Genomic DNA, 25,448 nt, shown 5'->3' with positions numbered 1-25,448 from the left:
GGTTAATACAAACAGATATTGCCTAATGGGACTGCCCGTTTCGCGCCGGTTACCGACGGTACATTGCTCGGGCGGCCCATCAAGGTTTCATGTCCCAATACAGCGAAGGCGATTGCTTCCTTGGCATCGTCCGGCACCCCGTACGCCTGCGCTGTCGTCAGCGCGATACCATCGGGCAGTTCGTCCCGGAGCATGCGAAGCAGCGTCTTGTTATGCGCTCCTCCTCCAGACACGATCACCTCGTGAACCCGGGCATGGGGAAACACAAAATGGCGGTACGCATCCGCGATAGAAGCTGCCGTCAGCGCCGTTGCGGTAGCTGCGATATCCTCTGCGGAGAGGCCGAGCGCCCTTGCATCACTGCACAACCGGGCAGCAAATGCTTTGCCGTACACTTCCCGCCCGGTGCTTTTGGGCGGTGCGAGCCGGTAATAGGGGTCAGACAACAAGCCCGAGAGCAGCTCGGAAGACACTGTTCCGCCTGCCGCCATCGCTCCGCTCTCGTCATAGCGAAGTTTTCCGTCCGTCAGGAGCTGGATGATCTCGTCGATCACCATGTTCCCCGGACCGATATCAAAAGCTGTCACTTCCTGAATAGCCGCTCCGGCAGGAAGTACCGTCACATTGGCAATCCCCCCGATATTTTGCAGCAAGCGGCCTTTTTCCGAATGGCGGAAGAGCACATAATCGGCATAGGGGACGAGCGGAGCGCCCACCCCTCCGGCTGCCAGATCCCTCGCCCGAAAATTCCCCACTACAGGGATTCCGGTACGCTCTGCCAAGGTCGACAGCTCGCCGATCTGCAGGGAAGCGCGGACATTTGTCATCCCCTCCGGCCCGGGAAAGGGCACAGGCCTGTCGATATGCCAGACGGTTTGCCCATGGACGCAGACTGCATCAATCGCCTCCGGGGAAAGATCCGCCTTTTTCAGAAGCTCGCGAACAGCATGGGCGTACCATTCCGCAAGTCCGTAGTGTACCGCCGTCAATTTGTCCAGACGGGCTGTATCAACGCTGCACAAGCTCTTTACCCATTCGCGAAGCTCGTCGGAATACGGCAAATAATGAAATTTCTGCAGACGCACACTCTCGATTTCTTCCCGGTCGTCCGTCAGAATCTCCACGAGCGCCGCATCGACTCCATCCAGCGAAGTCCCTGACATCAATCCGATCAACGCATGCTTCTTCCTGCTCCGATAGTCTTGCAGCCTGGGAGTTTGATTCATGATCTCACCTACTCTCACCCTGCTTATCTTTACGAAATTGCCTCTCTAACGAATGTTTGGAATAGTCAATCCTGTTATCGCTTTCATTATATGAAATAAAATTACCACGGTCAATTGAAATAGAGTAAATAATATTTCAAGAAAAAGAGTGGAGTTTCCGGTCTTGCTGTATATCCTATCAAGAGAACTGTCTATGAATGGAGGGCATACGCTTGATTCCTTCTTCAAAGTGGAGCCTGCACAAATTTTTTGACAGGCATCCGGTCATTCGAGGCTATCTGCCTGCTACGGCTTTGTACCAACCGGCGCTGCTTGATTCCTTTCTTCAGAAGTACGATACGGTCTACATCAAACCGAGTTCAACACATATGGGAAAAGGCATTATGAAGGTATGGAAAACCGACAGCGGATATGCATGGGTCAAGGAGCGCGGACAGACCGTCACCGCCTCGACACTGGGGGAACTGAAACCAATCGTCAATCAGAGCGTGGGCAATAGAAAGCACATTATTCAAAAGGGGATTCCGCTGGCCGAGGTAAATGGACGGCCGTTTGACATCCGGGTAATGATGCTGCGCAATGGGGCAGGGAAGTGGCAATACGCCGGCATGCTGGCAAAGGTCGCCGGCCCTGACAGTGTCATTACCAATGTCGCCCGGGGCGGCGGCTATGTCACCACGGTGCCCAAAGCACTGCGACAATCCCAGGCGGTAAAAAGCGAGCAGGTGAACACTGTCACACGCGAGCTTATCCGATTGAGTCACCATGTATGCTCCCACTTTAACAAATACAAGCATTCGTCTCAAATAGGGATTGATTGGGCAGTAGACAAAAAAGGCGGGCTCTCCATTATCGAAGTGAATTTCGATTTTCCTTCTCACGGCCTGTTTGCGAAGCTGCCTGACAAGACGTATTACCGTTTGATCAAGCGTTTGCGCTCTCAGTATTTGGCCAGACGTGCACGCCTGAAAAAAAGAAAGCCGGCCTCTCGATAAAAGAGAGACCAGCTCGGCAATGACGATAGCGCTATTGGCCCGTCTTGCTTTCTCATCGTTTTTCTACCGTTATCCTTGCGCCGCTTTTGCCTCGATTTCGGTCAAAGGCGATGTGCACTGCGGGCACCGGGTCGCCTTGATCGGAATGGAAGAGATGCAGAACGGGCATTCTTTCGTAGTCACAGGCGGTTTTTCCGGTTCGTTCTTTTTGCGGAAACGATTCACCTGCTTCACGACAATAAAGATGGAGAACGCGATAATCAGAAAGTCGATGACGGTATTGAGAAACAAGCCGTAATTGATCGTGGCAACCCCCGCATCTTTGGCTTCTTTCAGAGTCGCAAAGTCTCTGCTGTCCAAACTGATGAACAAGTTGGAAAAATCCACTTTGCCAAGCAGCAAACCTACTGCCGGCATGATGATGTCGTTAACCAAGGATGTTACGATCTTGCCAAAAGCAGCTCCGATCACAACCCCGACTGCCAGATCAACGACGTTCCCCTTTAAAGCAAACTCTTTAAACTCTTTCAGCATCGGCCTCACCTTTCCATGTGCATTCACACGCAGTGTACTTATCTTCTATCAGAAAACATTTTGCAAAAAGTGTTCGACGAACCGCTCATGGTCAACTTCCAGGCAAACGTCGACATTGGCGGCGGCAGCCGGATGCTTCCGCCTGTCGCCAATGGTTCGCGCATCCGACAGTCCGCCGGATGTATCCACTGAGACATGCATCGGAACGGCAGTCACAAAGGTCGGATCAATGACGACCCCGACAGCCAGCGGGTCGTGAAGCCCGCATCCCCGGACATTCCCTACCTGCGCGTAGGCATTCATGTAAAATTCGCACATGTCGGCAAACAAGCGGGAAACATCCGTCCCCTTTTCGCGCCACAAGGCCAGATGCTCCCTGGTCAAAAGCGTCTGCATCGTCACATCGAGGCCGACCATCGTCACCGGAATGCCGGACTGAAAGACCAGCTCTGCCGCCTCCGGGTCCGCACAAATATTTGCCTCCGCCACCGGCGTCCGATTACCCGGCACTGTCACGGCTCCGCCCATCACGACGACCCGCTCCACCAGCGCAGTCATTTCCGGCTCGTCCCTGATCGCCTTGGCGAGGTTTGTCATGCTGCCCACGGTAACGATCGTCAGCTTGCCAGGGTGTCTCCTCGCCTGTTCGATCATGAATGCCGATGCCTCTTGCTTCTGTACAGGCGTTTGCGGCGGCGGAAGCTCGATGTTACCCAAGCCGTTTTCTCCGTGAAACAGCTTGGCTTTTTCCTTCAGCTCGCGGAACAGCGGCCGCTTGGCTCCCGCATAGACCGGTATCTGGCTGTATCCCAAAAGCTCCAGAATTTGCACGGTATTTCGCGTCGCTTCCTCCACCGTAATGTTTCCAAAGGTCGTGGTGATTCCCAAAACCTCCAGCGCCGGTGAATGAACGGCGTAGGAAATGGCGAGAGCGTCGTCGATTCCTGTATCTACATCAAGTATTATTTTTTTCATTGCTTGTCCCCCGTCCCCATGACTTCCATAGCACGTTTGACGACTGGCTCCGTCTGAATATCGAGGCACACCTCCGTGTCAATCCCGACACGCGGAATCGCCCGGAGATCTGCTATCAGGGCGCCGCGGGAAAGCGTGCTCTGGCAGTCGACGGAGATCTTCAGTGTCTGCCTCTCTGCTATTTCCGGATGGATCGCTGCCATCATTGCCGCACATGCATCCAGACTGTTTCCCCCATCCATCCGCATATGTAGCGCATAGGTCGCATCGAGCGGAACGAGGAGGAGCGGCAGCTTGGAAGCAAGGACGAGCGCGGCAGCCTCCGGATCGGCATGCATGTTCGCTTCGGCAATCGGGGTGACATTTCCCGGTACGCGGATTGCGCCTCCCTTTACAATAACGGCCGCAAACTTTTTCGCCAGTTCCTTGTCCATTTGGAGGGCCTTGGCCAATTCTGTCAGGGGACCGAGTGTGACCAGGATCAGCTCTCCTCTATGCAGGTCTGCCTGCCGGACAATCAGCTCCGCCCCTTGGTCCGCTTGCGCCAGCAACAGGCCGCTCTGTCCTGCCGACTCCAGCACTTGTCTTGTCTGATTCATCGCCTCTGTTTGACTGGGCCCGCCAAAGACAATGCCCGTCAGCTCTATGTCAGGTGAACCTAAAGCGAGCCGCAGCGCCGGAATATGGTCTGTTCCCTCTCCCGTCACCAGCAGCATCTTTTTCTCTGTGTGCATGCTTTCACCTCGATTTCTACTCGCTCCTAATCCTAATCGAATCTGAAAAAACCGTCAATTGAATGCCATCACTCATTGCTGCCAGAAGTATGCACTAAGCCGAAGAAGCGCGAGGCATGCACGGAATCGAAGCGCTTGCAGGCCGACTGCTCTTCCACGCTTGCAACTTGACAATCAATCTTTTACACTAATCCATAGTTTCAAAAAAAGGAGTTTGCCCTCTACATGTCCCTGAAAATAGCCAGCCCACAACAAGAATTGCTCGTTTGCTTGCAGCAGCAGCTTGTCGAAATATTGCTCCGGCATAAAAAGAAGCCCTACCTGCCGGTCTGGGGCGAACTCTATTCAATTTTGAGAGAATTTGTCAAAATATCCAGAAAATCCAGCCAGAATCTTTTGCTCTATTCGATTTCGCCGACTGGCTCGCTCCATTTTATACATGAGACAGGCTTGTTCCGCGTAGATATTCCTGACCCCGGCCTGACAATTTCTCTCTCTACCGACGAATTGATTGAGGCATTGATCGCCGGACGCTTTTTTCCCGCGCTGCCTCCAATCGACACAGCCTCCCCGTTACCGGAGTAGCATCCGAGACAGTGGGAGATTTTTTTATCTCAACCTTGTATAAACGAAAAAATCCTGGCTTTCGCCAGGCAATTGAGGGTAGTACTGAATTATTCACGTGAATAACATAGCTTCATTATAGTTCTTTATTCCTGATTATGCTATGCGAATTTATAGGAAATATCACCTAGATCATCCAGTGAAAGCGTAAAAAAATAGAGCGGCTCTCCTGCACAGTTTCGAGCCGCTGCTGCAAAGTTACGAACTCCCCAAGTTCGCTTATACAGATTGTACTATGTAATTTGAATATCGAAAAGTGTCGTCTTTTGAATTTACGATAGAAAATGGCAAATGTGCGAAGTGTTAGGAAAAAAGTTCAGCAAACAAAGGAGCCATTCACCTTGCAGAATCACAGTATTCACGCATGCTGAACCAAATCCGCTTCCTCTGATTTTCTTAATCATTTGTAATCCATTACCTGCTTGAGATGCTATTTTTATAGCGGTGCTGCAAACAAAATTCGCCATTCACCATATTTTTTAAGCTAAGAAAGGCTTTCGGCATTCTCTCCGTGAGTCGCCGGCATTTCTGCCAGGCAGGGAGCTTCCATCGCATCTGGCTTTTGCCATGCTCCGCTTAATGTCTGTACGATGAAAATAGAGGGTGCCATGCGTCATGAAGTCCTTGTTAACGCTGGACAGCCCTCTCTTTTGAATGCTTGTTTGCTTACCGGTGAGTGCCAAATAAAATGCAGAGGTAGACGTACTGGCTGATACTCACCTCGGGAAAGAAGAAAGCCAGATTGCTTTTTCCGGGAGTCTGTCTGACCGAATACCGCAGCTTGCTGTTTCGCAGCGATTGGGCCATCCGGTACGCCTCGCTCCAGGTCGCATGGAAGGAAATATTTTTTGCCATTCCTGTCAAACACCTCATCTTGATAGTGCTCATCTCATGAACATAGCATGTCCAAAAATTGGCTGAAAGATTTATTTGAAATGACCCTTGGTTCGAGCTTTAGGGGAGAAGATGAACAAGGAGAAAAACGCAGGCGGTTCGGTGGGACACTTGCGGGTGAGTTGGACTGTCCGACTGCATTCCAAGATTCAATCGGTACTTTAACGTCTTGGCGATGCCGGACGGGACTACATAACGCTCAGGCGGCTGCTGGATACCCTTTCAGGGGGTGAAAGACAGCGCATAAAAGAGGCTGTTCCCCAAGCAATTGTTGACGCTTGGAGAACAGCCTCTGGCAAATGTTCATTTCGCGGACGGTTTTGGCCGCACCTTGCTCGTCGGCATCGCTTCCAGGGGATCGTCCGGCCAGTAATGCTTGGGGTAGCGCCCTTTTAAATCTTTTTTCACATCAAAATAGGCATTCTGCCAAAAGCTTGCCAAGTCTCTGGTCACCTGGACCGGCCGATGTGCCGGAGACAGGAGGTGCAGCGTCAGCGGAACACGCCCGTAGCAGATGCGAGGGGTTTGCATCAACCCGAACATTTCCTGCAGCCGGACAGAGAGGACCGGCGCATCCGGGTCGCTGTAATCAACCGGAATCCGTGAGCCGCTGGGCACGCCGATATGCGTAGGCGCTTCTTTGTCGAGCTCTCTTCTCTGCTCCCACGAGATCATTCCAAGCAGGATATCTGCGAGGGAGAGGCGCTGCAGATCCGCACCTTTTTTCATCCCGTGCAAATGGGGGCCCAGCCAGTCGGGAAGCGTTTCCCTTAGCGCCTCGTCCGATACATCCGGCCACTTTCCTTGCCCTTGACTTTGCCCCTGTTCCTGCCGGTGCATGAATTGCAGACGCTGCTGCAACTGCCGGGCTTGTTTCGTCCAGGGCAACAGCTCCAATCCTTCCGATGAGATACCGGAGAGAAGCGCATACAATATATCTTCCGGGTCGGTCTCTAGCAAAGGGGCTTCCTGAATCACAATGGCTCCCAGGCGCTTGCGGACTCGCGCCCTCACGCTTTGCTGGCCTGCCTCCCAATAGACGAGGGCCTCGTTTTCCATCTGGTCAGCAAAATACTTTTCCAGCTGCTCCGCGTCAATCGGCGCTGCCAAGTAAATCGTGCTTTCACTTCCCTGGTCATCCAATTCGGCTGCCACCAGATAAGGGGCGTTCGCGAGAGACTGTATTTTCGTAAAAACCGCACCTCTCCCGTTTTGCAGCAGAAAACGGCCATTTTCCCTGCGCTGGGCGATCCGGTCCGGAAAGGCATACGCAAGCAGCAGTCCGCACGCTGCCGTGTCTGAAGCCTCCTGCTGTATGCCAAACGAATGTTTCCAATGCTCCGCTTCGGCCCATACGCTTCGGCAGAGCGAGCGATTGAGAGATATTCCCGCATATTCCTCCACCTGATCTGACCCTGCATCCTGAACAAAACGCAGCGCTTCAACCCGTGTCCGGATATCGACATCCTCGCCTGCCCGCAAGCCACGAAGCACATCCCGCTCGCCGAGCAAAGCGGCCAGCTCGCAAGCCAGCCCGCCCAGACCAAGCGGGATTGCGACGAGGATCATATGGGCCAGTCTTGGAGGCAATCCCGTTTCCGCCATTCTTTTGCCGTGCGGGGTCACCGCCCCCGACTCATCGAGTGCCCCCAATCTGGCAAGAAGCTGGCGGGCCTGCCTGAATGCCGCAGCGGGAGGAATATCCAGCCACGAGAGCTCAGACGGATCGGCTACGCCCCAGACTGCCAATTCCAGCGCAAGCGCCGTCAGATCCGCCTCCTTGATTTCCGGCGTCCGTGCCGCTTCCAATTGCCGTTCCTCTTCCTTTGTCCACAAGCGGTAACAGGTGCCCGGTCCAAGCCTGCCCGCACGTCCCCGACGCTGATCCGCCGACGCCCTCGCCACCCGTACGGTCTCGAGTTTGGTCAGTCCGGTGCGCGGCGAAAAGCGCGGGACTCGCATCAGTCCGCTGTCGATGACCGTCCTGACACCTTCCACCGTCAGACTGGTCTCCGCAATCGACGTAGCCAGCACGATTTTCCGCTCACCAGGCGGGCACGGCGCAATCGCCCGATCCTGTGCCGCCGAGGGCATATTTCCGTACAACGGTTCTATTCGAATACGCTTGCCTGCGTTCTCCTGTCCGCCCAGCTCCAGCTCTTTCAGCCTGGCTTCCACTCTGCGAATCTCTCCTGCTCCCGGCAGGAACGTCAGGATATCCCCTTCTTCCTGCTTTAGCGCATGCTGGATGGTATGAACCACTTTTTGTTCGAGCGGCCCTTCCCAGCGGGTATCCAAATAATGGGTTTCCACAGGAAAAGAACGCCCCTCGCTCCTCAGGATCGGAGCACCGTCCAGCAAGGCGGACACAGGCTCTGCCTCCAGCGTTGCGGACATGACCAATATCCGCAGGTCATCCCGCAGCAACTCACGGGACTGAAGGCAAAGGGCTAGGCCCAGATCGGCCTGAAGACTTCGTTCATGATACTCGTCAAAAATGACCATCCCCACGTCTTCCAAGGCCGGATCAGACTGCAGCATGCGTGTCAGTATCCCTTCGGTAATGACTTCGATCCGCGTTTTCGGGCCTACGCGGCTATCCATCCTGACCCGATACCCCACTGTCTCCCCCACTCGTTCTCCCCGGGAAGCTGCCATGTACCGGGCAGCCATGCGGGCGGCAAGCCGGCGAGGCTCCAGCATCAAAATCCGGCGTCCTGCGAGCCAGGGCTCGTCGAGAAACGCCAGCGGCACACGCGTGGTTTTCCCTGCACCGGGTGAAGCGATCAGCACCGCGCTGGCATGAGAGCGAAATGTCTCCAGCAAGCTGGGCATGATCGAGTCGATCGGCAGTGTCTTCATCTCATCACCTCATCCGATTGCGAACAAACCTTCTCTCTTCTTTACACTTCAACATAAGCATCTACCGGAGCGTCCGCCAAAAACGGACTCTTTTCACCCAGACAATACAGATGCAGCTCGTGCATGGCGCGGGTGCAAGCCGTGTAAAAGAGCTTTCTCTCCCTTTCCCGGCCGTATTGCGCCCGGGAAGCATTGTAAATGATAACGCCGTCAAATTCTACCCCTTTGGCGAGGTAGGCCGGGATGATGTGAAAGCCTTCTTCAAAAGAGACGGTTTCTTTGTCAATCAGCCGAACCGGTACCTTTTCGCGCAGCGCTTCATACGCTTCCCGGCTCTCCTTAGCCGTTTTGCAGATGACGGCAATAGTGCGATGACCTGCTGCCGTCATTTCGCCAATCCGGGCTGCGACTTTTTCTGCCAAATCCTGCTGATCCGACACCCTCGTCAGTGTCGGCTTTTTCCCGTCGCGGTTAAACGGTTCGATCGCATGGTCGCCGCGAAGCATGGCACTGGTAAACTGGACGATGGGCCTCGTAGAGCGATAGCTCCGGGTCAGGATGATTTTCTCGGTATGTTCCTCGCCGTACAGTGTCGCAAGCCCGGCAAAATCCTGGCCGCTCGTCGAATGGGCATAGATCGCCTGATTCAAATCACCCAGCACAGTCAATTTGGCATGGGGAAACAGCCGTTTCATAAAGGCAAACTGGAACGGGGAGTAGTCCTGGGCTTCATCGACGAACACATGCCGAACTGCTGTATTCGTTTGAAAGCCTTCCACCCTTTCCTTCAAATATAAAAAGGGAGTGGCGTCTTCCCAGAACAGATTCCCGCCATCCAGGCACGCCATAGTCTGCGAGCAAATCTCCGGCCAGTGCCCGGGAAGCTCCAGAGAGCCTGTGAGCGATTGCACGAGCTGCGGATCTTCAAACAACTGCCGGTACAGCGCCGCAAGATCGATGAAGCGCAGCTGCTTGACTTCCCTGCGAAGCGGGGCAAAATGCTCCTGCACGACCTTCACTGCGAGCAGCTCCCGTTCCCGGTCAAAATCGTTGAACGTCTCTCCCGAAAACTGTTTCTTGCCTCTCAGCTCTTGGTACACCCGCTGATAATCATCGCGATCCAATAGCTCAATGGCTTCATCCACCCAGGCACGGTTTATTTCCTTTTTCCCGAGCCGTTTCAGCTCACTTAAGAGCCATTCCGCCAGCAGCCTCATCCGGTTAGGGATGCGCAGTGAAGAATCCATCTCGTAAAATCGCTCTTTGATCGCGTCCGCGGAAATCAGCGTACGCCCGCGGAATTTCACGTCCCGGAAGCACATTCCTACATTTCGGAGCGATTCGACGTATGCATCGATCACCCGGAGCCATTCACCGCCAGCCTTGTAGCGGATTCCCTCCGCACGGGCGTTGTATCCGGGTTCGTTCATTGCCGTGTAGATGTACTCCATCTGGGAGAACGGATCTTCTACCGTGAACCAATCGCCGAGTCTGTGTTCCACGTATTCCTGAAAGGTGGTCTGCTGCATGTTTTCCTCGCCCAGCTCGGGCAGAACGGTAGAAATGTAGCTGTTAAACATCGGGTTCGGGGAAAACAGGACGATCTGCTCGGACCGGAGCGTTCCCCGATAGCGGTAGAGCAGATATGCGACGCGCTGCAGCGCTGCAGACGTCTTCCCGCTTCCGGCTGCTCCCTGGACGATCAGGAGCCGTTTGCTTGTGTTGCGGATAATTTTGTTCTGCTCCTTCTGGATGGTGGCGACGATGCTTTTCATCTGACCGTCGGCCTGTTTGCCCAGCACCTCCTGCAACAGCTCGTCGCCAATCGTCACGCCGGTGTCGAACATCGAGCAAAGCACGCCGTCGCGGATGATATATTGCCGCTTCAGCTCCATGGTGCCGCTGATCAGACCGCTTGGCGTTTCGTATTGCGCCGGGCCTGGGGAATAGTCGTAGTACAGGCTGGAAACAGGGGCACGCCAATCGTACACGAGAAACTCCACTTCATTTTCATCGAGAAGCGAGCCGATCCCGAGGTAAATCCTTTCCGCAGTCTTCTCCCCGTCTTCGCGGAAATCAATGCGGCCAAAGTACGGAGATTTTTGCAAACGAACCAGCGTTTTCAACTGATTGCTCGCATGCAGGTGCAGCCGCTCCCGCTCGGAGAGAACCTCAGCCTGCTGCTTGATGCTGGCATACGTCTCGACTGCTTCGATAGCATCGTCGAAGTTGACGGTCACATCCTCCCAAAAGTTCTTGCGGATGTGGACAATATCTTCCTTTACATCGCTTACATGCTGTTCAAGAGATTCAATGCGCCGGGAGATCACGCCTACAACCTGCTCCACCCGCTTCTGTTCTTCCTGTCGGTCCTCTGCTTCTTTTCGATCCTCCTGCCCTTTGACCTGATCTTCCAGTCTTCCTTGATCTTCGTGTCTGCTCTGGTCCGACATGCTCATGCGCGTTCCCCTTTCCTGCTCCTTTTTTCTTTGCCAAGATGGGTTTGACAAAAGGGATTCCATGTGATAAGATATTATTGGGATAATATTTTGTTGTTCTGATATCGAGGTGCAATCACTCCTCATTGTAACACAGGAGTGCTATGATTTCAATTTCCCACTTTTACTTGAAACGACCAAAACGGAGACGCAACGTGCGGCTCCGTTTTTTTATGCCCATATAAGCTGCCCCCAAGCTGGGCTTATCCATACATGATTTTCAACACGTCTCGCTCTTTTGTCCCAAAAATGATTGCGGTCCCGGTCCATTTTCCCCGCCATCCGTTACCATGTAGTGCTCCTCTTTCATATCGAACGTTTTGGGATTGAAAAGTTGATCCCACTCCATCCACATCATGAACCCTCCTGCATGCTTTGGTCCTTTACAGAATGGACAGAAGCGGTTTTTTTACAGATACCTCCGACTGCCGATCGGGGAGGAGAGTCAATTTGATCTTTCCCCTGTACAGCTTGTTTTGTCCGCCTTCTATGTACCCTGCCAGCGTAATCCCTTTGTCTTCCCCGGCAGGAGTAGAGCTGTCGCCGCTCGGAGGCAATTGACTCTCGCCGGCATAGTGAAAAGAAATGCTGCTCTCACCAGTCTTGTCTCTGATGTCGATGACAGCTTGAAAGGATGTCCCCGGCTCCAGCTTGGGAACGCTGATCACCCCGTCAAAAAAGCGAAGCTCTGCTCCCTCCACCACGCCTCCACTCTTGTTTTGGATTGTCAGCTCGATGTGATTCTGGAAACCGAAAACCCATTGGTACAGTACGATTGCCAAAAACCCTGCCAAAACGATCCAGAGCGACATTCGGATGAGCCTCATGTGTGCTTCTCCTCTGTTCTGCTCGCATTTTCGCAAGTAACGCCCGCAGCCTCCAGCAGCACCTTCCCCATCCGTGCCGCTTCTATCAGGCAAAGCTCGAATTCAACCTCTCCCGATACATGTGAAACTAGCTGAATAATGTCGGGACAATCGTGGTTGCAGATTAAAAACTGCTCCCATTTTGCCTCGGAGCGCGGTACCTTTTGCGCGTGAAATCCGCTTTTGAAGCCGCCTAACGTCATCCTTATCTCCTCGCGATTCTGCTAATTTTGAATCAGGTCAATCGCATTTCGCCCCTCGTCTAACAGGTTTGAAAAAATGCCGCCATTCGCCACCGGAGTTCTCCTGCTGTTCCTAGCCGAAAAACAAGTCGAGAACATCCCGGGGAAGCGACGCATCCTTGCGGTAAAACTCGCTGTAGCCGCAGCCGTTGCAGCTCACCACATCGAAGCGCTGGTACTGCATATTCAGCACCCGTGACAGCGTCCCTCCCGTCGCGGACATTTCCGTGACCGTTGCGGATGTACCCCCGCATTTGGGGCAGCCGGATTGCCTGTCGTCCTTGTTGTAGTGGCTATTCCCCGTTTTCCGGGTACAACTGCATTGAAGATTATGGTCGAGCCATTCATTGCAAATGTGACATTGCTGCCGCATCGGACTTTCTCCTCCCGTCTTTCCTCTATGTGATTGACGTTTCAAAAAGCAAACCGTTTCTTCTGTCCAAAGACATTTCCGTCTGCACACCCCTCACCGGCAGGAATACATTGTCAAGGTAAACGCCTAATGGAGGAATGCGCATGTTTCCCATGTACCCCTATTACTCCTTCCGTACCGAATGCGAGACCAAGCCGATTGCATTTCCGCCTCAGCACCAGGAGCGTCAGCCTGGTCTGGAGTATTTGATGGTTCCCTTGCCGATAGCCGAAAACCCGGGCTACATCGGATCAGGCAAACTGCGGGACAAGGTAGCCGTCATTACCGGAGGAGACAGCGGTATCGGACGGGCCGTTGCCATCGCCTTTGCCAAAGAGGGTGCGGATGTTGTCATTGCCTATCTTTACGAGCACGAGGATGCGGCCGAAACAAAACGGCGTGTCGAGGAGCTTGGCAGACGTTGTCTGTCCATCGCGGGAGACCTGCGTCACCCGGGGACTTCCCGTGATGTCATCGGCCAGACCATCGAAACATTCAGCCGGCTTGACATCCTTGTCAATAACTGCGCTGTTCAGTATCCGCAAAATAGCATTCTCGACATCTCCGACGAGCAATTGGACAACACGTTCCGCACCAATCTTTTCTCTTTCTTTTACATGACGAAGGCAGCCCTGCCTTGCATGAAGCGTGGAAGTGCGATCATCAATACGACCTCGGTCACTGCCTATGAAGGTCAAAAGGAGCTGATCGATTACTCCTCGACCAAAGGTGCGATCGTGTCGTTTACCCGCTCCCTCTCGTTGTCATTGGTCAGTGAAGGCATCCGGGTAAACGCCGTTGCCCCCGGTCCGATCTGGACACCGCTGATTCCCTCCAGCTTTTCGGCAGAACAAGTCATGTCCTTTGGCCTGGACACTCCGATGAAACGGGCCGGCCAGCCGTTTGAACTGGCGCCGGCTTACGTCTATCTTGCTTCCGACGATTCCAGCTACGTCAGCGGCCAAGTCCTCCACGTAAACGGAGGGACGATCACTTCATCGTAAGAGAAAAAGTCTTTTGCTCCCACCGCTTTTTCGAACCTGCCCGAATCGAAGGATAAACGGGCAGGTTTTTATGTTTGACGATAGTGAATAAGCTGAAAAGAAAGAAAGTGACACGATACATTTCCAAGTTTGCCAAGCTATGCTATTTTAATTTAGTTGATTTTTATCTGTTATATATAAAATTCGTTCTCAAAAGGGGAAATCATGCATGTCAGACACCATGAAAAACCGCAGAGGATTTTCGGTCCGCTCAAAGCTGATTCTATCCTTCGCCCTCCTTCTCATCATACCAAGCCTGGCTATCGGCGGATTTTCCTTTCAAAGCGCCAAGCAAAACATGGAGCAGGAGGTTCTCCGCGGTGCCCAAAAGGACGTGGAGCTGCTCAGTCTCCTCATCCACGATACCATCTCCCCCAAAATAAGTGATGTGGATTATTTCTCTGCGCACATCAACAAGCAGGATTTTGCGGGAGACGACAGTCCTCTGGTCAGAAGCCGGTTGGATCAGTACCACAGCCTCCATCCTGAATTAGTGAGCGTCTATGTGGGAACGGACAGCGGCTCCATGATTCAGTCCCCCCGCAAAAAACTGCCGGACGGCTACGATCCGCGCACAAGACCTTGGTATCAGCAAGCAATGGCCCAAAAAGGAAAAGCGGTGATCACCGCTCCCTACATCGCTGCTACTACGGGCGATATGGTTGTGACGATTACACAAAGTCTGCGGGACGGCTCAGGTGTGGTGGCCGTTGATCTGGATCTCGACAATTTGAAAAAGCTCACCTCCGAGATTCGCATCGGAGATGAAGGCTATGCGACTCTAATCGATCAAACGGGGAAATACATCGTCCATCCGACGGAAAAAAGCGGTTCGGAAGCGGACAATTCCTGGGTCACAGCGCTGCAAAAGCAAGCGACAGGATTCTTCAGTACAACTATCGAAGGACAAGCTGCAGACATCTTGTTTGCAACCAATTCTCTTACAGGCTGGAAGATCGCAGGAATTATGTATACCCATGAGATCGAGCAAGCAGTTCAGCCGATCTGGTACCGTACCCTGCTCGTCATGGCCCTCTCGATCGCGCTGGGAGCCATCCTCGTCTATGCGATTATCCGATCGATCACGATTCCTTTGAACAAGATGATGCAGGTCGCCGAAAAAATCAGCCAGGGGGACCTGACGGAGAATGTACACATTCAGACTCGGGATGAATTCGGCCGGCTCGGACAGACGATCCAACATATGCAGGATACTCTGCGCGAGCTTTTGCAGGAGGTAGCGAGCAGCTCCGAACAAGTAGCCGCGGCGGCGGAGCAACTGACGGCAAGTGCCGGTCAGACGAGCGGTGCGACGGAGCAAATTTCCCTGACCATGCAGGATGTCGCATCCGGGGTAGACAAGCAGGCGCAAAGCGTTGAACAGGCGTCCGCCACCATTGCCCGTTTGTCAGAGCGCGTTCATCTGGTCTCAGAGAACACGGAGCGGGTCTCTTCGCTTACTGCAGAAGCTTCGGAGCAGGCTTGCAGCGGGGAAGCGGTTATCCAGGATGCGGAGCAGAAGATGAATGACATTCATTCTGCCGTTCGCAATTTGGCAGACGTCATCCAAGGGCTCGGCGATCGCTCCCAGGAGATCGGTAGCATTCTCGATGTCATCACCGGAATTGCCGAGCAGACCAACCTGCTGGCTCTCAACGCCGCCATTGAAGCCGCGAGGGCAGGAGAACAAGGACGAGGTTTTGCTGTCGTGGCAGATGAAGTACGGAAGCTGGCAGAGCAGTCGGCCCAATCAGCCACCCAAATCTCCCGCTTGATCGCCGCCGTCATGGATGAGACGAGTCAAGCTCTGCAGTCCATGGCCCAAACAACGTCAGGTGTAGAAGAAGGGCTAGCCGCTGTCAGCAAGGCGGGGCGTTCCTTTGCCCACATCGAACAATCCGTCCAGACCGTCGATCAAAGCATGCAGGAAGTAACCGGCGCCATGCAGCAAATAGCCGACGCGGCCGAGCAATTGGTGTCTGCCATGAAAACGATCACCAGCTCGGCGGAAATAGCCGCTTCCCGTACGCAAGAAGCCTCGGCTGCTTCCGAAGAGCAGCTCGCTTCGATCGAGGAGATTGCCTCCTCCGCTACGTCCTTGTCTCAGATGGCAGACCGTCTGCAGACTCTCGTCGGACGGTTCAAGCTGTAGCGAAACACAACAAGCTCATGCATACCAACAAAAGAAAGGGATATCTCCACTGGTGGGGATGTCCCTTTTTTCTCAAACGCTTACGGCTTAGCCGAAATCCACGGACTGATGAGCCAATTCAATTGCGTTAAGCTTACCTTTTTCGACAATCAATCGTTCCTGGCTCGATTACTCTTGCGGTTCCCCTTGAATCACATAGTCAGCTCCTGCTCCACGGAGCAGGGCGGAGACACCATCAGGATGGTAAGGCAGCAAACGATCCGCCTCAGCCAGATCCACCCATTTGACTTCCAAAATCTCAGAATCGTAAGGAATCGTCTCAGGGCGCTGAAGAATTTCGCCGCGAAACGTAATAAAGTGGACGTGCTCATCTCCGATATACGCTTCATTGACGGCAACGATTCTGGACACGTTCACCTCGTAACCGGTCTCTTCCCGCGCTTCACGGATGGCGGCTTCCCGCAAAGTCTCCCCTGCCTCTACTGCTCCTCCCGGCAGACTCCAGCTTCCTCGTTTATTGAAGACCAAGAGCACCTGATTTTTTTGTTCGTCAAATAACAGCGTATATGCGACATCTACTCTCTTCAATGATTAGCCCTCCGGTATATGATAGAAATGTTGGCTTTCGGTCTTTGGCATGGTCCTGGCGAGGCTTTTTTGATTAGCCGCTTCATGTGCTACTCCTGGAACTTGGCCGGCTTTTCCACATAGCTTTCCAGAATGTATCCGCAGCTCGTACAAATGATATGGATCACAGCAGAATTGGTAGAAAAGATTTTGTTCATGGGGGCTATGGAGGCATACCCGCTTTGCTTTCCCTTTCCCCATTCCGTTGCATAGCATTTGGGGCATGGTGTGGCCGTCGTTTCCATCTCAATCATCCTCCTTTTTATGTTGGGGCGACCTTCACTGGAAATGGTTTACACGAGATAAGCATAGCATAGATTGGGTCGGCCCTGCCCCTTTCTCGAACAATAATCGGATTTTCGCTAACTTTCCCCAAAAAGCACAGGCAATCTATTATAATAGAAGAAATGGAAAAAGGAGGGTATATTCTTTGAAAAAGGGAATCATCTTTCTTCTTTTACTAGTCTTGGCGTTCTCGATTCTTCCGGCTTCATTTGCCCATCCGGGCAGAACGGATGCGAATGGAGGCCACACCTGTCGAACCAACTGTGAAAAGTGGGGACTCCGATACGGAGAGTATCATTACCACAATAGCGGAGGGTCGAGCTCAAGCTCATCTGGCAAGAGCAGCCCACCATCTCCAAAGTCGACCCCGAAGCCTGCTCCGCAACAGTCATCAGCACCTGCCCCTGTCATCATACCAATCATCGCCGTCAAATCAGCAATGGTTTACATTCAACCTGTTCAGCATGATGATTATATGATCGGTCAGGTAGAGTACGGAACTATAGCCCAGGATCATGGGACGGTTGAAGGATGGATTACTTATCATTTTGCCGACGGACGCATCGGTTACATTCCGAAAACCGTCATCACCCAGTACGAATCGATTCAGCCGAAGAATGTTACCGTGCAAGTGGACAAGGCTTACGTCTTTGCCATTCCTTCTGCCTCTGGAAGCGCCAACGGGTCGCTGACGAAAAACACTACGGTGCAGGCGTTGGGGAAAAGCGGGGAATGGTATTATATTTCGACAACGGATAGTCAAGGAAACGCGATAAAAGGATTTCTCTCCGGTACCGTAGCTTGGTAACGCGCTAGAGCGTCCTGCTTGGGACACCTTGATAAGCCGCGGACACAAACCCGCGTTTTCCCCGGCTCAACAGGTGTCCCATCCCCCTTTGCATCCTCTGCTTTCCTTGCTCTCACAAAATTTGCTCTTTTCCCTTTTTCAATTGGCTCCTTGGGCCGTGATCAGCCGTCTTCCTTACATATTGCTGCAAATGTAAAAGGAGGGACAGCCCTACAGCTCCCCCTAAGTCCGATGCTTTACAACGCTTTACACTTACGAACACTCAATCCTTATACGGATCAAACTCATCCGCACCCGCCATGCAAACACCGATGGGCTTCAATACATGCAAAACCTCTACCGTCTCCTCATGGGCCCGCAGTACCTCGGACAGCTTTTTGTATACGAACGGACTCTCATCCGTTCCCGCTCCGCGAAGCTCCACGCCAAACTCGCTGATCGCCCGCTTCATCTGCTCCACGGTAATTTTGCCGCCGCTGCGCTTGCGCGTTTTCCAATTCATCCTGCCGGCCGCCTCGGTACGGCTCATGATTCTACCTGCTCCGTGCACTGTGCTGTAAAAGGCCTCCTTGTTTTCCTGTGTATCCTTTCCTTTCACGATGACGGACAAATCACCCATGCTGCCCCCGATAAAGCCAAGCTGACCCGGCGCTGATGGCGTCGCCCCTTTTCTGACGACCACGTACTCTTTGCCGTCATGCATTTCCTTCCAGGCGAAATTGTGATGGTTATGAACCTCGAAAGTTGTTTCCGCACCGAGAATGCCTAAAACCTGATCGATCACATAGTCACGGCCTGCATACGCGTATTTGCCCGCAAGCGTCATCGCCTTGAAATACATCTCGCCCAGCTCGCTGTCCAAATCGAGCAGCGTCGGCGGCTGATCCATGCTCTCGCCCGGTGCCTTGTCCGAAAACTTTCGCCCATTCGCCAGATTCAAAAATCCGCTGGCGGTCTTGTGTCCAAACCCGCGACTGCCGAAATGGTTGGCGATCCACACCATTCCCGTCGCTTCCTCCACGAACAGATCGACGAAATGGTTCCCGCTTCCCACGGTACCGAGCTGGCTTTTGGCCAAAGCCTTCAGGGAGTCGTGCTCGTGTTTGCCGATCTGCTTGTACACGTACCAATCTTCCTCTTCGAATAGATCGTGATCGACCTTCTCGTTGTTGACCCGCCCGATTCCAAAGGAAATGGTTTTGGCGATCTCATCCATGATTTGCGGGATTTTCGTCTTGATTTCCTCATAGCGGAGGTCGGTACGGACGGCCTTGTTTCCGCAGGCGATGTCGTACCCGACGCCGGAAGGAGAGATTTGTCCGTCGTAGACGACAACGCCTCCGACAGGCTGCGAGTACCCTTTGTGGTGGTCCGCCATGAGCAATACTTGGACGACATTGCCGTATTTGGAGCAGGTCACGGCCTGCGATACCGCATTTTCAAGTGGGGTCCCCCACACTCTTACATTGTCAATGGTTTGGTACATGATTTCGTTTTTCTCCTTTTTTCTTTACTTATCATTTATGAATTGTCTGTTTTGGGATAGTATCCAGTATTATACAACAGTTTCTTTTCTTTTTCTTGGTGGCAAAGTCTGGGCTTGTTCTCTTTACTGACAATCCCTGTCAGTGAAGCCCCGTTATAATCATAACTAAGACTGCTAGGAACAGACCGATAATCGAATCATCCAGATAAGGAGATATATGCTATGAACGATAGATTCCAACCGATTTTCGAACCTTTTGTTCTTCCTTGCGGCGTAGAGCTGAAGAACCGGATCAGCATGGCACCGATGACCATTTCCGCCGCCAACGCGGATGGCTCCGTTTCCGACGATGATTTGAGCTACTACAGCCGCCGTTCTCGCGGAGTCGGCATGGTGATCACTGCATCCACGACTGTCAGCGCTCAAGGCGGGTTCCCCGGTTCAGCAGCAGCCGATCGCGATGAAATGATTCCCGGACTAGCCCGGCTTGCTTCCACGATCAAGGAGCACGGCCCCAAAGCCATTCTGCAAATTGTCCACGGTGGCCGGCAGTGCCCTGCCTCCAATGGCGATGTCGTCAGCGCAAGCGCTGTCCCCATGGAAAAAGAAGGGGCCGTAGTCCCGCGCGAATTGCGCGAGGAAGAGATTGTCGAGATCATCCGCACCTTCGGAGAAGCGACGAGACGGGCGATCGAGGCAGGATTTGACGGAGTGGAAATCCACGGGGCGAACGGCTTTCTGATTCAACAGTTCTTTTCGCCGCATTCCAACAGGCGCAAGGACCGCTGGGGCGGAACGCTGGAAAAGCGAATGGCGTTTCCGCTGGCGGTCGTAGACGAAGTCCATCGGGTCGTCCGCCAGTACGCCAAAGAGCCTTTCATCATCGGATACCGGCTCTCCCCCGAGGAAGCGGAAACACCCGGTATTACAATGGCGGACACATTGCCCTTTGCCGAGGCTCTGGCTGCAAAGCCGCTCGATTACCTGCACATTTCTCTCAACGATTTCTGGTCAGTCCCCAGGCGCGGGATCGACGATGACCGTCCGCGCATCCAGATCATCCATGAGCGTGTCGGCCATCTGGTTCCCGTCATGGGTGTAGGTGCCATTCGCACCGCACAGGATGCCGTTCGTGCTTTGCAAACAGGAATACCGCTGATTGCCCTTGGCCGAGAACTGATCATGGAGCCGGACTGGATCGAAAAAATCGCCGATGGACGAGAAGACGAGATCAAGACGACGATTGCCAAGGATGATCAGGCCAGGTTGGCCATACCTGATTCCCTCTGGAGAATGATCGCCGGTGTACCCGGTTGGTTTCCGGTGGAATGAGCGGCGTTCGCATTTTTCCGCAATACCATTACAAGGGATCAGAGGCCAATCTCTGATCCCTCCGCTTTTTCAAACACATACAGGCGTCCATTGGCGATTGTCCGCAGCGCCGGACCTCTAAAGCCTCTGTTCACCAGCTCTTTTCGCATGAACAGCATGAAAGCTGCGTGACCGACGATCAGCACATCTTCCCCGCCCTTTAAGAGGGTATCGTCCAAAAGCGTTGAAATCCGCGCTTGCACAGCTTTTTTTCCCTCAAGCTGGGACGGATGATTCAACAGCCACGCCACGCGGAGTATGAAAGCCCAGCACCAGAAGGGCATTTTGGCTTCCCCGCGAAAAACCGGGTAGATCGGTATCTCTCTCAATGCTGCCGTCCGGATATTCTCCCCGTCGTAGATGGTCTCGGCCGTTTTGACTGCTCGCGGCAGATCGCTGGCGTAGCATCTCGTCCAGGAAATTCCCCCCAAGTCTACTTCCCCCGTCTTGACATCGGCCTCGTCGTATTCCGCAAACCATTGCATCACTTCCTTCTGGCTCAGCAACGCCATTCCCGGATTATCTTTTTTCACTTTAAAATGCCTTACCAATCCAATCTTCACTGCTCGTCTCCCCTCCAAAACCCAAAAACGGAGGGAGATGAGCCTCTGCCCCCGCATCTATCCAATTTTTGGTATACTCAACTATGTACAACTGTTACGACGCTTCGCGTTATATCCGATCAAAAACGCAACCCATGGAAGGGTGAATTCTGTGAGCAATAAAATCATTCTCGCTGGCGGCTCCGGCTTTTTGGGGAACGCGTTCGCTTCCTTTCTATCAGAAAAAGGCTATGAAGCTGTCATCCTCTCACGCAGTGCCTCCGGAAACAATCCGCATGCCAGGTACGTTGCCTGGGACGGGGCTGCAGTCGGCGAATGGGCGGCCGAGCTCGAGGGCAGCCGAGCTGTTGTCAATTTTGCCGGAAAAAGCGTCAATTGTATCTACACCAAGAAAAATAAAGCGGAAATTATCCAGTCCAGACTTTCCTCTGTCAAAGCACTGACAGATGCGATACTGGCATGCAAAAATCCGCCTCCCGTATTTGTCCAGGCGGGCTCCCTTGCGATTTTTGGAGATACCCGCCAGCTTTGCGACGAAGAAGCTCCACACGGGGAAGGCTTTTCCGTGGAGGTTTGCAAACGGTGGGAGGAGGCCTTCTTTGCGGTGGAGCTTCCAAAAACGAGAAAAGTTTTGCTGCGGATCGGCTTCGCCTTGGGGAAAAACGGGGGCGCCCTAGAGCCGCTCATGAACCTCGTAACATACAACCTCGGCGGCACCGTCGGCTCGGGCGACCAATACATTAGCTGGCTGCACGTCGATGATCTGAACGAGATGATTTTCGCCGCGATCCAAAACGAACAGCTGCAGGGAACCTACAACGCAACCGGCCCCACCCCTGTGACCAACCGCGAATTCATGCAGACATTGCGGAAGGTCATGAACAAGGGATGGGCTCCTCCTGCTCCGGCCCCATTGGTATGGCTCGGTGCCTACCTGGTCATGAGAACAGAGCCCAGCCTTGCCTTGACCGGGAGGAATTGCGTCCCCAAAAAGCTGCTCGATGCGGGATTTTCATTCAGGTTTACCGATTTGGAAGAGGCATTGCGGGATATTATCGAGACGAACGAACATGGCGCTTTCTCCTTTTTCCGCTGATCGTGCGGCACGAGACGCTATCGTTTGCCCCCTGTCCATGCAGCAGGCGAGTCAGTATTTTGAAGAGAGAGAGCTGCTATTTTTGCGGAAAACAAGCTGCTATTTTTTGATGCATTCAAATCACCATTTTTGCAGCTTCCGCCTGGTTGCATCGGATTTACGGTTCCTGCTGGACATGCAGCAAATTTCCGATGGAGAACCTGTCGTATGTCTTTGCGTTGTCCTTTGATGTCCAGCTTACAACCGCATATGACGTTTCAAACATGCGCCGAATCGCCTCCTCATCCAATCCTCTCGCATCGAAGATGACGGATTGTTCCGAGATCGCAAAAGGCTCCGAGCCAACATTGTTTTGTTCAAATGAACTCGTGGAAATCACCCGCGACTGGTCGAACTGTTTGATTACTGTCGACAGATACGGAAGCTCGATCTTTCTGTCCGTTGCACTTTTCGAGTCATCGATCCGTACGCTGACCTCAAGTTTTCTGAGGTCTTTTTTGTTGGCTTCCGGGACAGATGCCGCATCCTGCTCTTCTTTCGATAAATGGCTTACTGTTACTTTTATCGTTGCTTTCGGATTCTCTTTGCCCAGGCCGAAAACAAACATGACCATGACAGCAGCGACGCCGAGCAAGAAAATGACTGTTTTTCTGATACGCTTCACTTCCCTGTCAAAGATTCTTCTTCCGATAGTATTCTTCACAGGTTCTCCGGCTTCCCTGATCAAAAATTGAGAGAGCGGCTCGCATAAGTTAGAAGATATAAACATAGAATGATAGCAGCAAGTTTCCTTTAAGGATATAGCACCCGACATGCGTTCTTCTTGGCACACCCTGCTCCTGTTATTCACTGTTCCTGACAAACATCGCTTTTATAAATCTAGCTAGAACAGGATGCTTTGCTACCTTTTAAGCGGACAAACGATAGACACAAAAAGTATACATACGAAGCAGATGCTCCCAAAAGATAGAACTTGAAAGAAAATGGCACAAATCTTCCCGTCACTATCAGAAACAGAATCCCTGTAGCGGCTACACCTGCGATTACATAAAGCAGGCTTTCTATGAAAAAACGCTTGACAGGCTTCGTATTGCCGATAGGCTTCAACAACCAGTCAATCGCAATAGCCATGGGAATTCCCAGGAAAAGTACCCTTGGGAAAGTAAACATCGCCAGCGGCAACACCATGAACCGATCTTGAAAATAGAAAAGTGCGGCTCCAAAAACAAACAGAAAGCTGGCCGGAATGCTTGCGATAAAATGCTGCGCCATATGTGTGCCTCCGTGATCAAGAAATGGCTTTTTTTCCTTGCTCCTAGCATTTCACCAATCCTTCAAGCAGCATGTGGTCCGATCTCCCCATACAGCGCCGCAACGTGTGCCGGGAGAGGCACACGTCTGAAAATGGCAAAAAGCTTCAAAGGAACCTCAAAAGGGTGGTCAGGAGTTGAATTGATTATAACAAAAGGTGGAAATAGAGTTAACTTTCGCAAAGAAAAAACCTCACCGAGAAGTGAGGTCGAAAAACGGATTCTCTTCTTTAAAAACTCGCTTTGTTCAATGGAAAAAAACCTATTTCCAGACCCGGCCAAGCTTTAGACACTCCTGAAAATATCCGCAAACAGACACCGGGCTCATGATCATCTGGTAGCAAAGCACAAATGCAACAAAGCCCCAGCGGTTCCGTCTGATCTTCAGATCCAGAGTGCGAAAGACGTATTTCTGGTAGCGGTACAAAATCATATTTTGCAAAAGCGCCAACGGCAGGACGAGGAGGGTAATCGGTCCGACAATCCAGTAGTGCCCAAAGAAGGCCGCGACCAAGCCGGGAAGCCAGCAAAACGTGTACACGAAATCGAGATAGGGCATGAGCAGGTTGTAGCCGGTCAAGAACCGGGCAAACATAATCGGCTGCTGCCACGGCTTTATCACTTTCAACGCCTCGATCATTCCTCTGGCCCAACGGCTGCGCTGTCTGAAAAAGTGCTTGAAGGTGGTGGGAACATCGGTAAAAGCCACGGCCAGCGGTTCAAAGAAGACTCTTTGGTTGGTGCCAAGCAAACGCCAGGTCAACACAATATCTTCTCCGATCGCATCCGGCCACCCGCCGATATTTCGGATCGCATCCGTTTCGTAGAGGGAAAAGGCCCCCTGTGCTACAAGCGTCCCTTGGTATAAACCTTGTAATCTTTTGATGCTGGCAATACCCAAAAAGTAATCCCATTCCTGGATTTTTGAAAGGAAATTGTCGCGGCTGTTGCGAACGAGCACCGCTCCGGCCACAGCACTGACATCTGCGGGCGCAGACAGCATGCGGGCAACGATATAGCGGATCGCTTGGGGATGCAGAAGCGTATCGGCGTCTAGTGTCACGACATACCGGGTCGTCACCAAAGGAAGGGCCCGGTTCAGCGCGTGATGCTTTCCGGCTCTGGTCTCTTCAACAACCAGAATGTCCAAGCCGAGCTGCTTGCCGAGCTCTTTCGCTACTTCAGCCGTTCGGTCGATGGAGCCGTTGTCTACTACGATGACGTCTATCTTGCCCTCGTGGTCTTGTTTGGCGATCTGGTTGAGCGTTTCTCCGATCCCTTTTTCCTCGTTCCGGCAGGCGATCACAATCGTAATGTCTTCTTTCGGAGCGAGCGTCTTGAAGGTCGGTTGACGATCCACAAGCAGACTGGCAATCATAAATGCATTCATATATCCCGGTATGTAAGAGATGCCCGCAATCACGGCAATGGCGACGAACGAAGGTATGTACTGCTCCAGATCATGGACCCATGGCAAAGACAGGACAATTGAAAGGGTCATCCAGGAAACGGCAATCAATTGACTGATCCAAAATTTCATCTTTACCGAAATATATCTGGAGGAGGCCGCACGATTTAATGGTTGTTTGGGGCAATTCATGTTGGACTGCAAAGCTAGGACCCCCTGCCACGGAAACCCCACAGGCTCCCGTGATGTTTGACTAAGATTGTGAAAGGCAGCACACATAACCAGCATACCTCATGGCATTGCAAGGGCTACATGATAGCCTTTTGGAAATGCAACCAAAGAATAGCAACCACGTTGGCTGCTGTGGCCAAAGTGTCCGGAAGCAAAAAAGCCGCCTCAGGGCGGAGGCGAATGCTGGCGTCTTTCATAATCGATTG

Annotated in this window: 25 protein-coding genes; 7 read left to right on the top strand and 18 right to left on the bottom strand. The window is 52.7% G+C overall.

What is annotated here, in order from left to right; all coding sequences use genetic code 11:
• Window positions 1–2 precede the first annotated feature (2 nt).
• Window positions 3–1,226: an anhydro-N-acetylmuramic acid kinase gene (locus tag NST37_RS07425; RefSeq protein WP_339186517.1), complete on the bottom strand. Its 1,224-nt coding sequence runs from the start codon at window positions 1,224–1,226 to the stop codon at window positions 3–5.
• 212 nt (window positions 1,227–1,438) lie between these two features.
• On the opposite strand from NST37_RS07425, the gene NST37_RS07420 reads away from it, so the two are divergent.
• Window positions 1,439–2,221: a YheC/YheD family protein gene (locus NST37_RS07420; RefSeq protein ID WP_031932292.1), complete on the top strand. Its 783-nt coding sequence runs from the start codon at window positions 1,439–1,441 to the stop codon at window positions 2,219–2,221.
• A gap of 69 nt (window positions 2,222–2,290) precedes the next feature.
• On the opposite strand, the gene mscL is transcribed toward NST37_RS07420, so the two are convergent.
• Genes mscL through NST37_RS07405 form a run of 3 tightly spaced genes read right to left on the bottom strand, consistent with a single transcriptional unit; the run spans window position 2,291 to window position 4,464 of the window.
• A complete protein-coding gene (mscL, locus tag NST37_RS07415) occupies window positions 2,291–2,755 on the bottom strand; it encodes a large conductance mechanosensitive channel protein MscL (RefSeq protein WP_003387862.1) in 465 nt (154 codons plus the stop codon).
• Window positions 2,756–2,803: 48 nt separating this feature from the next.
• Window positions 2,804–3,730 carry a nucleoside hydrolase gene (locus tag NST37_RS07410; protein WP_003387863.1) on the bottom strand — a complete coding sequence of 309 codons (927 nt, stop codon included), beginning with the start codon at window positions 3,728–3,730 and terminating at the stop codon, window positions 2,804–2,806.
• The gene (locus NST37_RS07405) at window positions 3,727–4,464 is read right to left on the bottom strand and encodes a nucleoside hydrolase (RefSeq protein WP_039071112.1); all 738 of its coding nucleotides are present in this window, start codon (window positions 4,462–4,464) and stop codon (window positions 3,727–3,729) included. Before NST37_RS07405 ends, NST37_RS07410 begins: the two co-directional genes overlap by 4 nt.
• A gap of 225 nt (window positions 4,465–4,689) precedes the next feature.
• On the opposite strand from NST37_RS07405, the gene NST37_RS07400 reads away from it, so the two are divergent.
• Window positions 4,690–5,049: a hypothetical protein gene (locus NST37_RS07400; RefSeq protein ID WP_003387865.1), complete on the top strand. Its 360-nt coding sequence runs from the start codon at window positions 4,690–4,692 to the stop codon at window positions 5,047–5,049.
• Window positions 5,050–5,754: 705 nt separating this feature from the next.
• Here NST37_RS07400 and NST37_RS07395 read toward each other — a convergent pair.
• The 7 genes from NST37_RS07395 to NST37_RS07365 all read right to left on the bottom strand — a co-directional run bounded on the left by NST37_RS07395 (window position 5,755) and on the right by NST37_RS07365 (window position 12,823).
• Entirely contained in the window at window positions 5,755–5,943 is a 189-nt protein-coding gene (locus NST37_RS07395) for a hypothetical protein (protein WP_024984421.1), read from the bottom strand.
• A 342-nt stretch (window positions 5,944–6,285) separates the two neighbouring features.
• Window positions 6,286–8,844, bottom strand: coding sequence for an ATP-dependent helicase HrpB (gene hrpB, locus NST37_RS07390; RefSeq protein ID WP_031932289.1), 2,559 nt, complete (start codon window positions 8,842–8,844; stop codon window positions 6,286–6,288).
• Between the two features lie 41 nt (window positions 8,845–8,885).
• Window positions 8,886–11,303, bottom strand: a complete 2,418-nt coding sequence (helD, locus tag NST37_RS07385; protein WP_339186515.1) for an RNA polymerase recycling motor HelD — start codon at window positions 11,301–11,303, stop codon at window positions 8,886–8,888.
• Between the two features lie 259 nt (window positions 11,304–11,562).
• Window positions 11,563–11,700: a hypothetical protein gene (locus NST37_RS07380; protein WP_339167601.1), complete on the bottom strand. Its 138-nt coding sequence runs from the start codon at window positions 11,698–11,700 to the stop codon at window positions 11,563–11,565.
• A 25-nt stretch (window positions 11,701–11,725) separates the two neighbouring features.
• Complete coding sequence (locus NST37_RS07375; RefSeq protein WP_003387870.1) at window positions 11,726–12,169, bottom strand: hypothetical protein; 444 nt, start codon at window positions 12,167–12,169, stop codon at window positions 11,726–11,728.
• On the bottom strand, window positions 12,166–12,411 hold the full coding sequence (locus NST37_RS07370) for a hypothetical protein (RefSeq protein WP_003387871.1): 246 nt from the start codon (window positions 12,409–12,411) through the stop codon (window positions 12,166–12,168). The genes NST37_RS07375 and NST37_RS07370 overlap by 4 nt, the downstream gene beginning before the upstream one ends.
• A gap of 112 nt (window positions 12,412–12,523) precedes the next feature.
• Complete coding sequence (locus tag NST37_RS07365) at window positions 12,524–12,823, bottom strand: zinc ribbon domain-containing protein (protein ID WP_003387872.1); 300 nt, start codon at window positions 12,821–12,823, stop codon at window positions 12,524–12,526.
• A 143-nt stretch (window positions 12,824–12,966) separates the two neighbouring features.
• On the opposite strand from NST37_RS07365, the gene NST37_RS07360 reads away from it, so the two are divergent.
• Together NST37_RS07360 and NST37_RS07355 are read left to right on the top strand one after the other, a co-directional pair.
• Window positions 12,967–13,866: an SDR family oxidoreductase gene (locus NST37_RS07360; RefSeq protein WP_339186513.1), complete on the top strand. Its 900-nt coding sequence runs from the start codon at window positions 12,967–12,969 to the stop codon at window positions 13,864–13,866.
• Window positions 13,867–14,074: 208 nt separating this feature from the next.
• On the top strand, window positions 14,075–16,057 hold the full coding sequence (locus NST37_RS07355) for a methyl-accepting chemotaxis protein (protein ID WP_003387874.1): 1,983 nt from the start codon (window positions 14,075–14,077) through the stop codon (window positions 16,055–16,057).
• A gap of 168 nt (window positions 16,058–16,225) precedes the next feature.
• On the opposite strand, the gene NST37_RS07350 is transcribed toward NST37_RS07355, so the two are convergent.
• Window positions 16,226–16,645, bottom strand: a complete 420-nt coding sequence (locus NST37_RS07350) for an NUDIX hydrolase (protein WP_003387875.1) — start codon at window positions 16,643–16,645, stop codon at window positions 16,226–16,228.
• Between the two features lie 89 nt (window positions 16,646–16,734).
• Complete coding sequence (locus NST37_RS07345) at window positions 16,735–16,929, bottom strand: hypothetical protein (RefSeq protein WP_003387876.1); 195 nt, start codon at window positions 16,927–16,929, stop codon at window positions 16,735–16,737.
• 185 nt (window positions 16,930–17,114) lie between these two features.
• Here NST37_RS07345 and NST37_RS07340 point away from each other — a divergent pair, with 185 nt between their 5' ends.
• Window positions 17,115–17,777: a YHYH domain-containing protein gene (locus NST37_RS07340; protein ID WP_024984427.1), complete on the top strand. Its 663-nt coding sequence runs from the start codon at window positions 17,115–17,117 to the stop codon at window positions 17,775–17,777.
• Window positions 17,778–18,039: 262 nt separating this feature from the next.
• Here NST37_RS07340 and NST37_RS07335 read toward each other — a convergent pair whose 3' ends face one another.
• Window positions 18,040–19,263 (bottom strand): RtcB family protein, encoded by a 1,224-nt coding sequence (locus NST37_RS07335; protein ID WP_327926891.1) that lies wholly within the window; start codon window positions 19,261–19,263, stop codon window positions 18,040–18,042.
• Window positions 19,264–19,485: 222 nt separating this feature from the next.
• On the opposite strand from NST37_RS07335, the gene NST37_RS07330 reads away from it, so the two are divergent.
• Window positions 19,486–20,595 carry an NADH-dependent flavin oxidoreductase gene (locus NST37_RS07330; RefSeq protein WP_031932283.1) on the top strand — a complete coding sequence of 370 codons (1,110 nt, stop codon included), beginning with the start codon at window positions 19,486–19,488 and terminating at the stop codon, window positions 20,593–20,595.
• A gap of 38 nt (window positions 20,596–20,633) precedes the next feature.
• Here NST37_RS07330 and NST37_RS07325 read toward each other — a convergent pair whose 3' ends face one another.
• Window positions 20,634–21,197: a histidine phosphatase family protein gene (locus NST37_RS07325; protein ID WP_024984430.1), complete on the bottom strand. Its 564-nt coding sequence runs from the start codon at window positions 21,195–21,197 to the stop codon at window positions 20,634–20,636.
• 151 nt (window positions 21,198–21,348) lie between these two features.
• On the opposite strand from NST37_RS07325, the gene NST37_RS07320 reads away from it, so the two are divergent.
• A complete protein-coding gene (locus NST37_RS07320; RefSeq protein WP_031932281.1) occupies window positions 21,349–22,293 on the top strand; it encodes a TIGR01777 family oxidoreductase in 945 nt (314 codons plus the stop codon).
• 157 nt (window positions 22,294–22,450) lie between these two features.
• Here the strand turns inward: NST37_RS07320 and NST37_RS07315 are convergent, their stop codons facing one another.
• The 3 genes from NST37_RS07315 to NST37_RS07305 all read right to left on the bottom strand — a co-directional run bounded on the left by NST37_RS07315 (window position 22,451) and on the right by NST37_RS07305 (window position 25,203).
• The gene (locus tag NST37_RS07315) at window positions 22,451–22,996 is read right to left on the bottom strand and encodes a hypothetical protein (protein WP_024984432.1); all 546 of its coding nucleotides are present in this window, start codon (window positions 22,994–22,996) and stop codon (window positions 22,451–22,453) included.
• Between the two features lie 176 nt (window positions 22,997–23,172).
• On the bottom strand, window positions 23,173–23,565 hold the full coding sequence (locus NST37_RS07310; RefSeq protein WP_122958101.1) for a hypothetical protein: 393 nt from the start codon (window positions 23,563–23,565) through the stop codon (window positions 23,173–23,175).
• 300 nt (window positions 23,566–23,865) lie between these two features.
• Complete coding sequence (locus tag NST37_RS07305; protein WP_171506641.1) at window positions 23,866–25,203, bottom strand: glycosyltransferase family 2 protein; 1,338 nt, start codon at window positions 25,201–25,203, stop codon at window positions 23,866–23,868.
• Window positions 25,204–25,448 lie beyond the last annotated feature (245 nt).

Source organism: Brevibacillus sp. FSL K6-6036, from assembly GCF_037964015.1.
Taxonomy (GTDB): domain Bacteria; phylum Bacillota; class Bacilli; order Brevibacillales; family Brevibacillaceae; genus Brevibacillus; species Brevibacillus borstelensis.
Note: the sequence above shows the minus strand (reverse complement) of the source record. Positions and strands in the feature narration are given on the sequence as shown.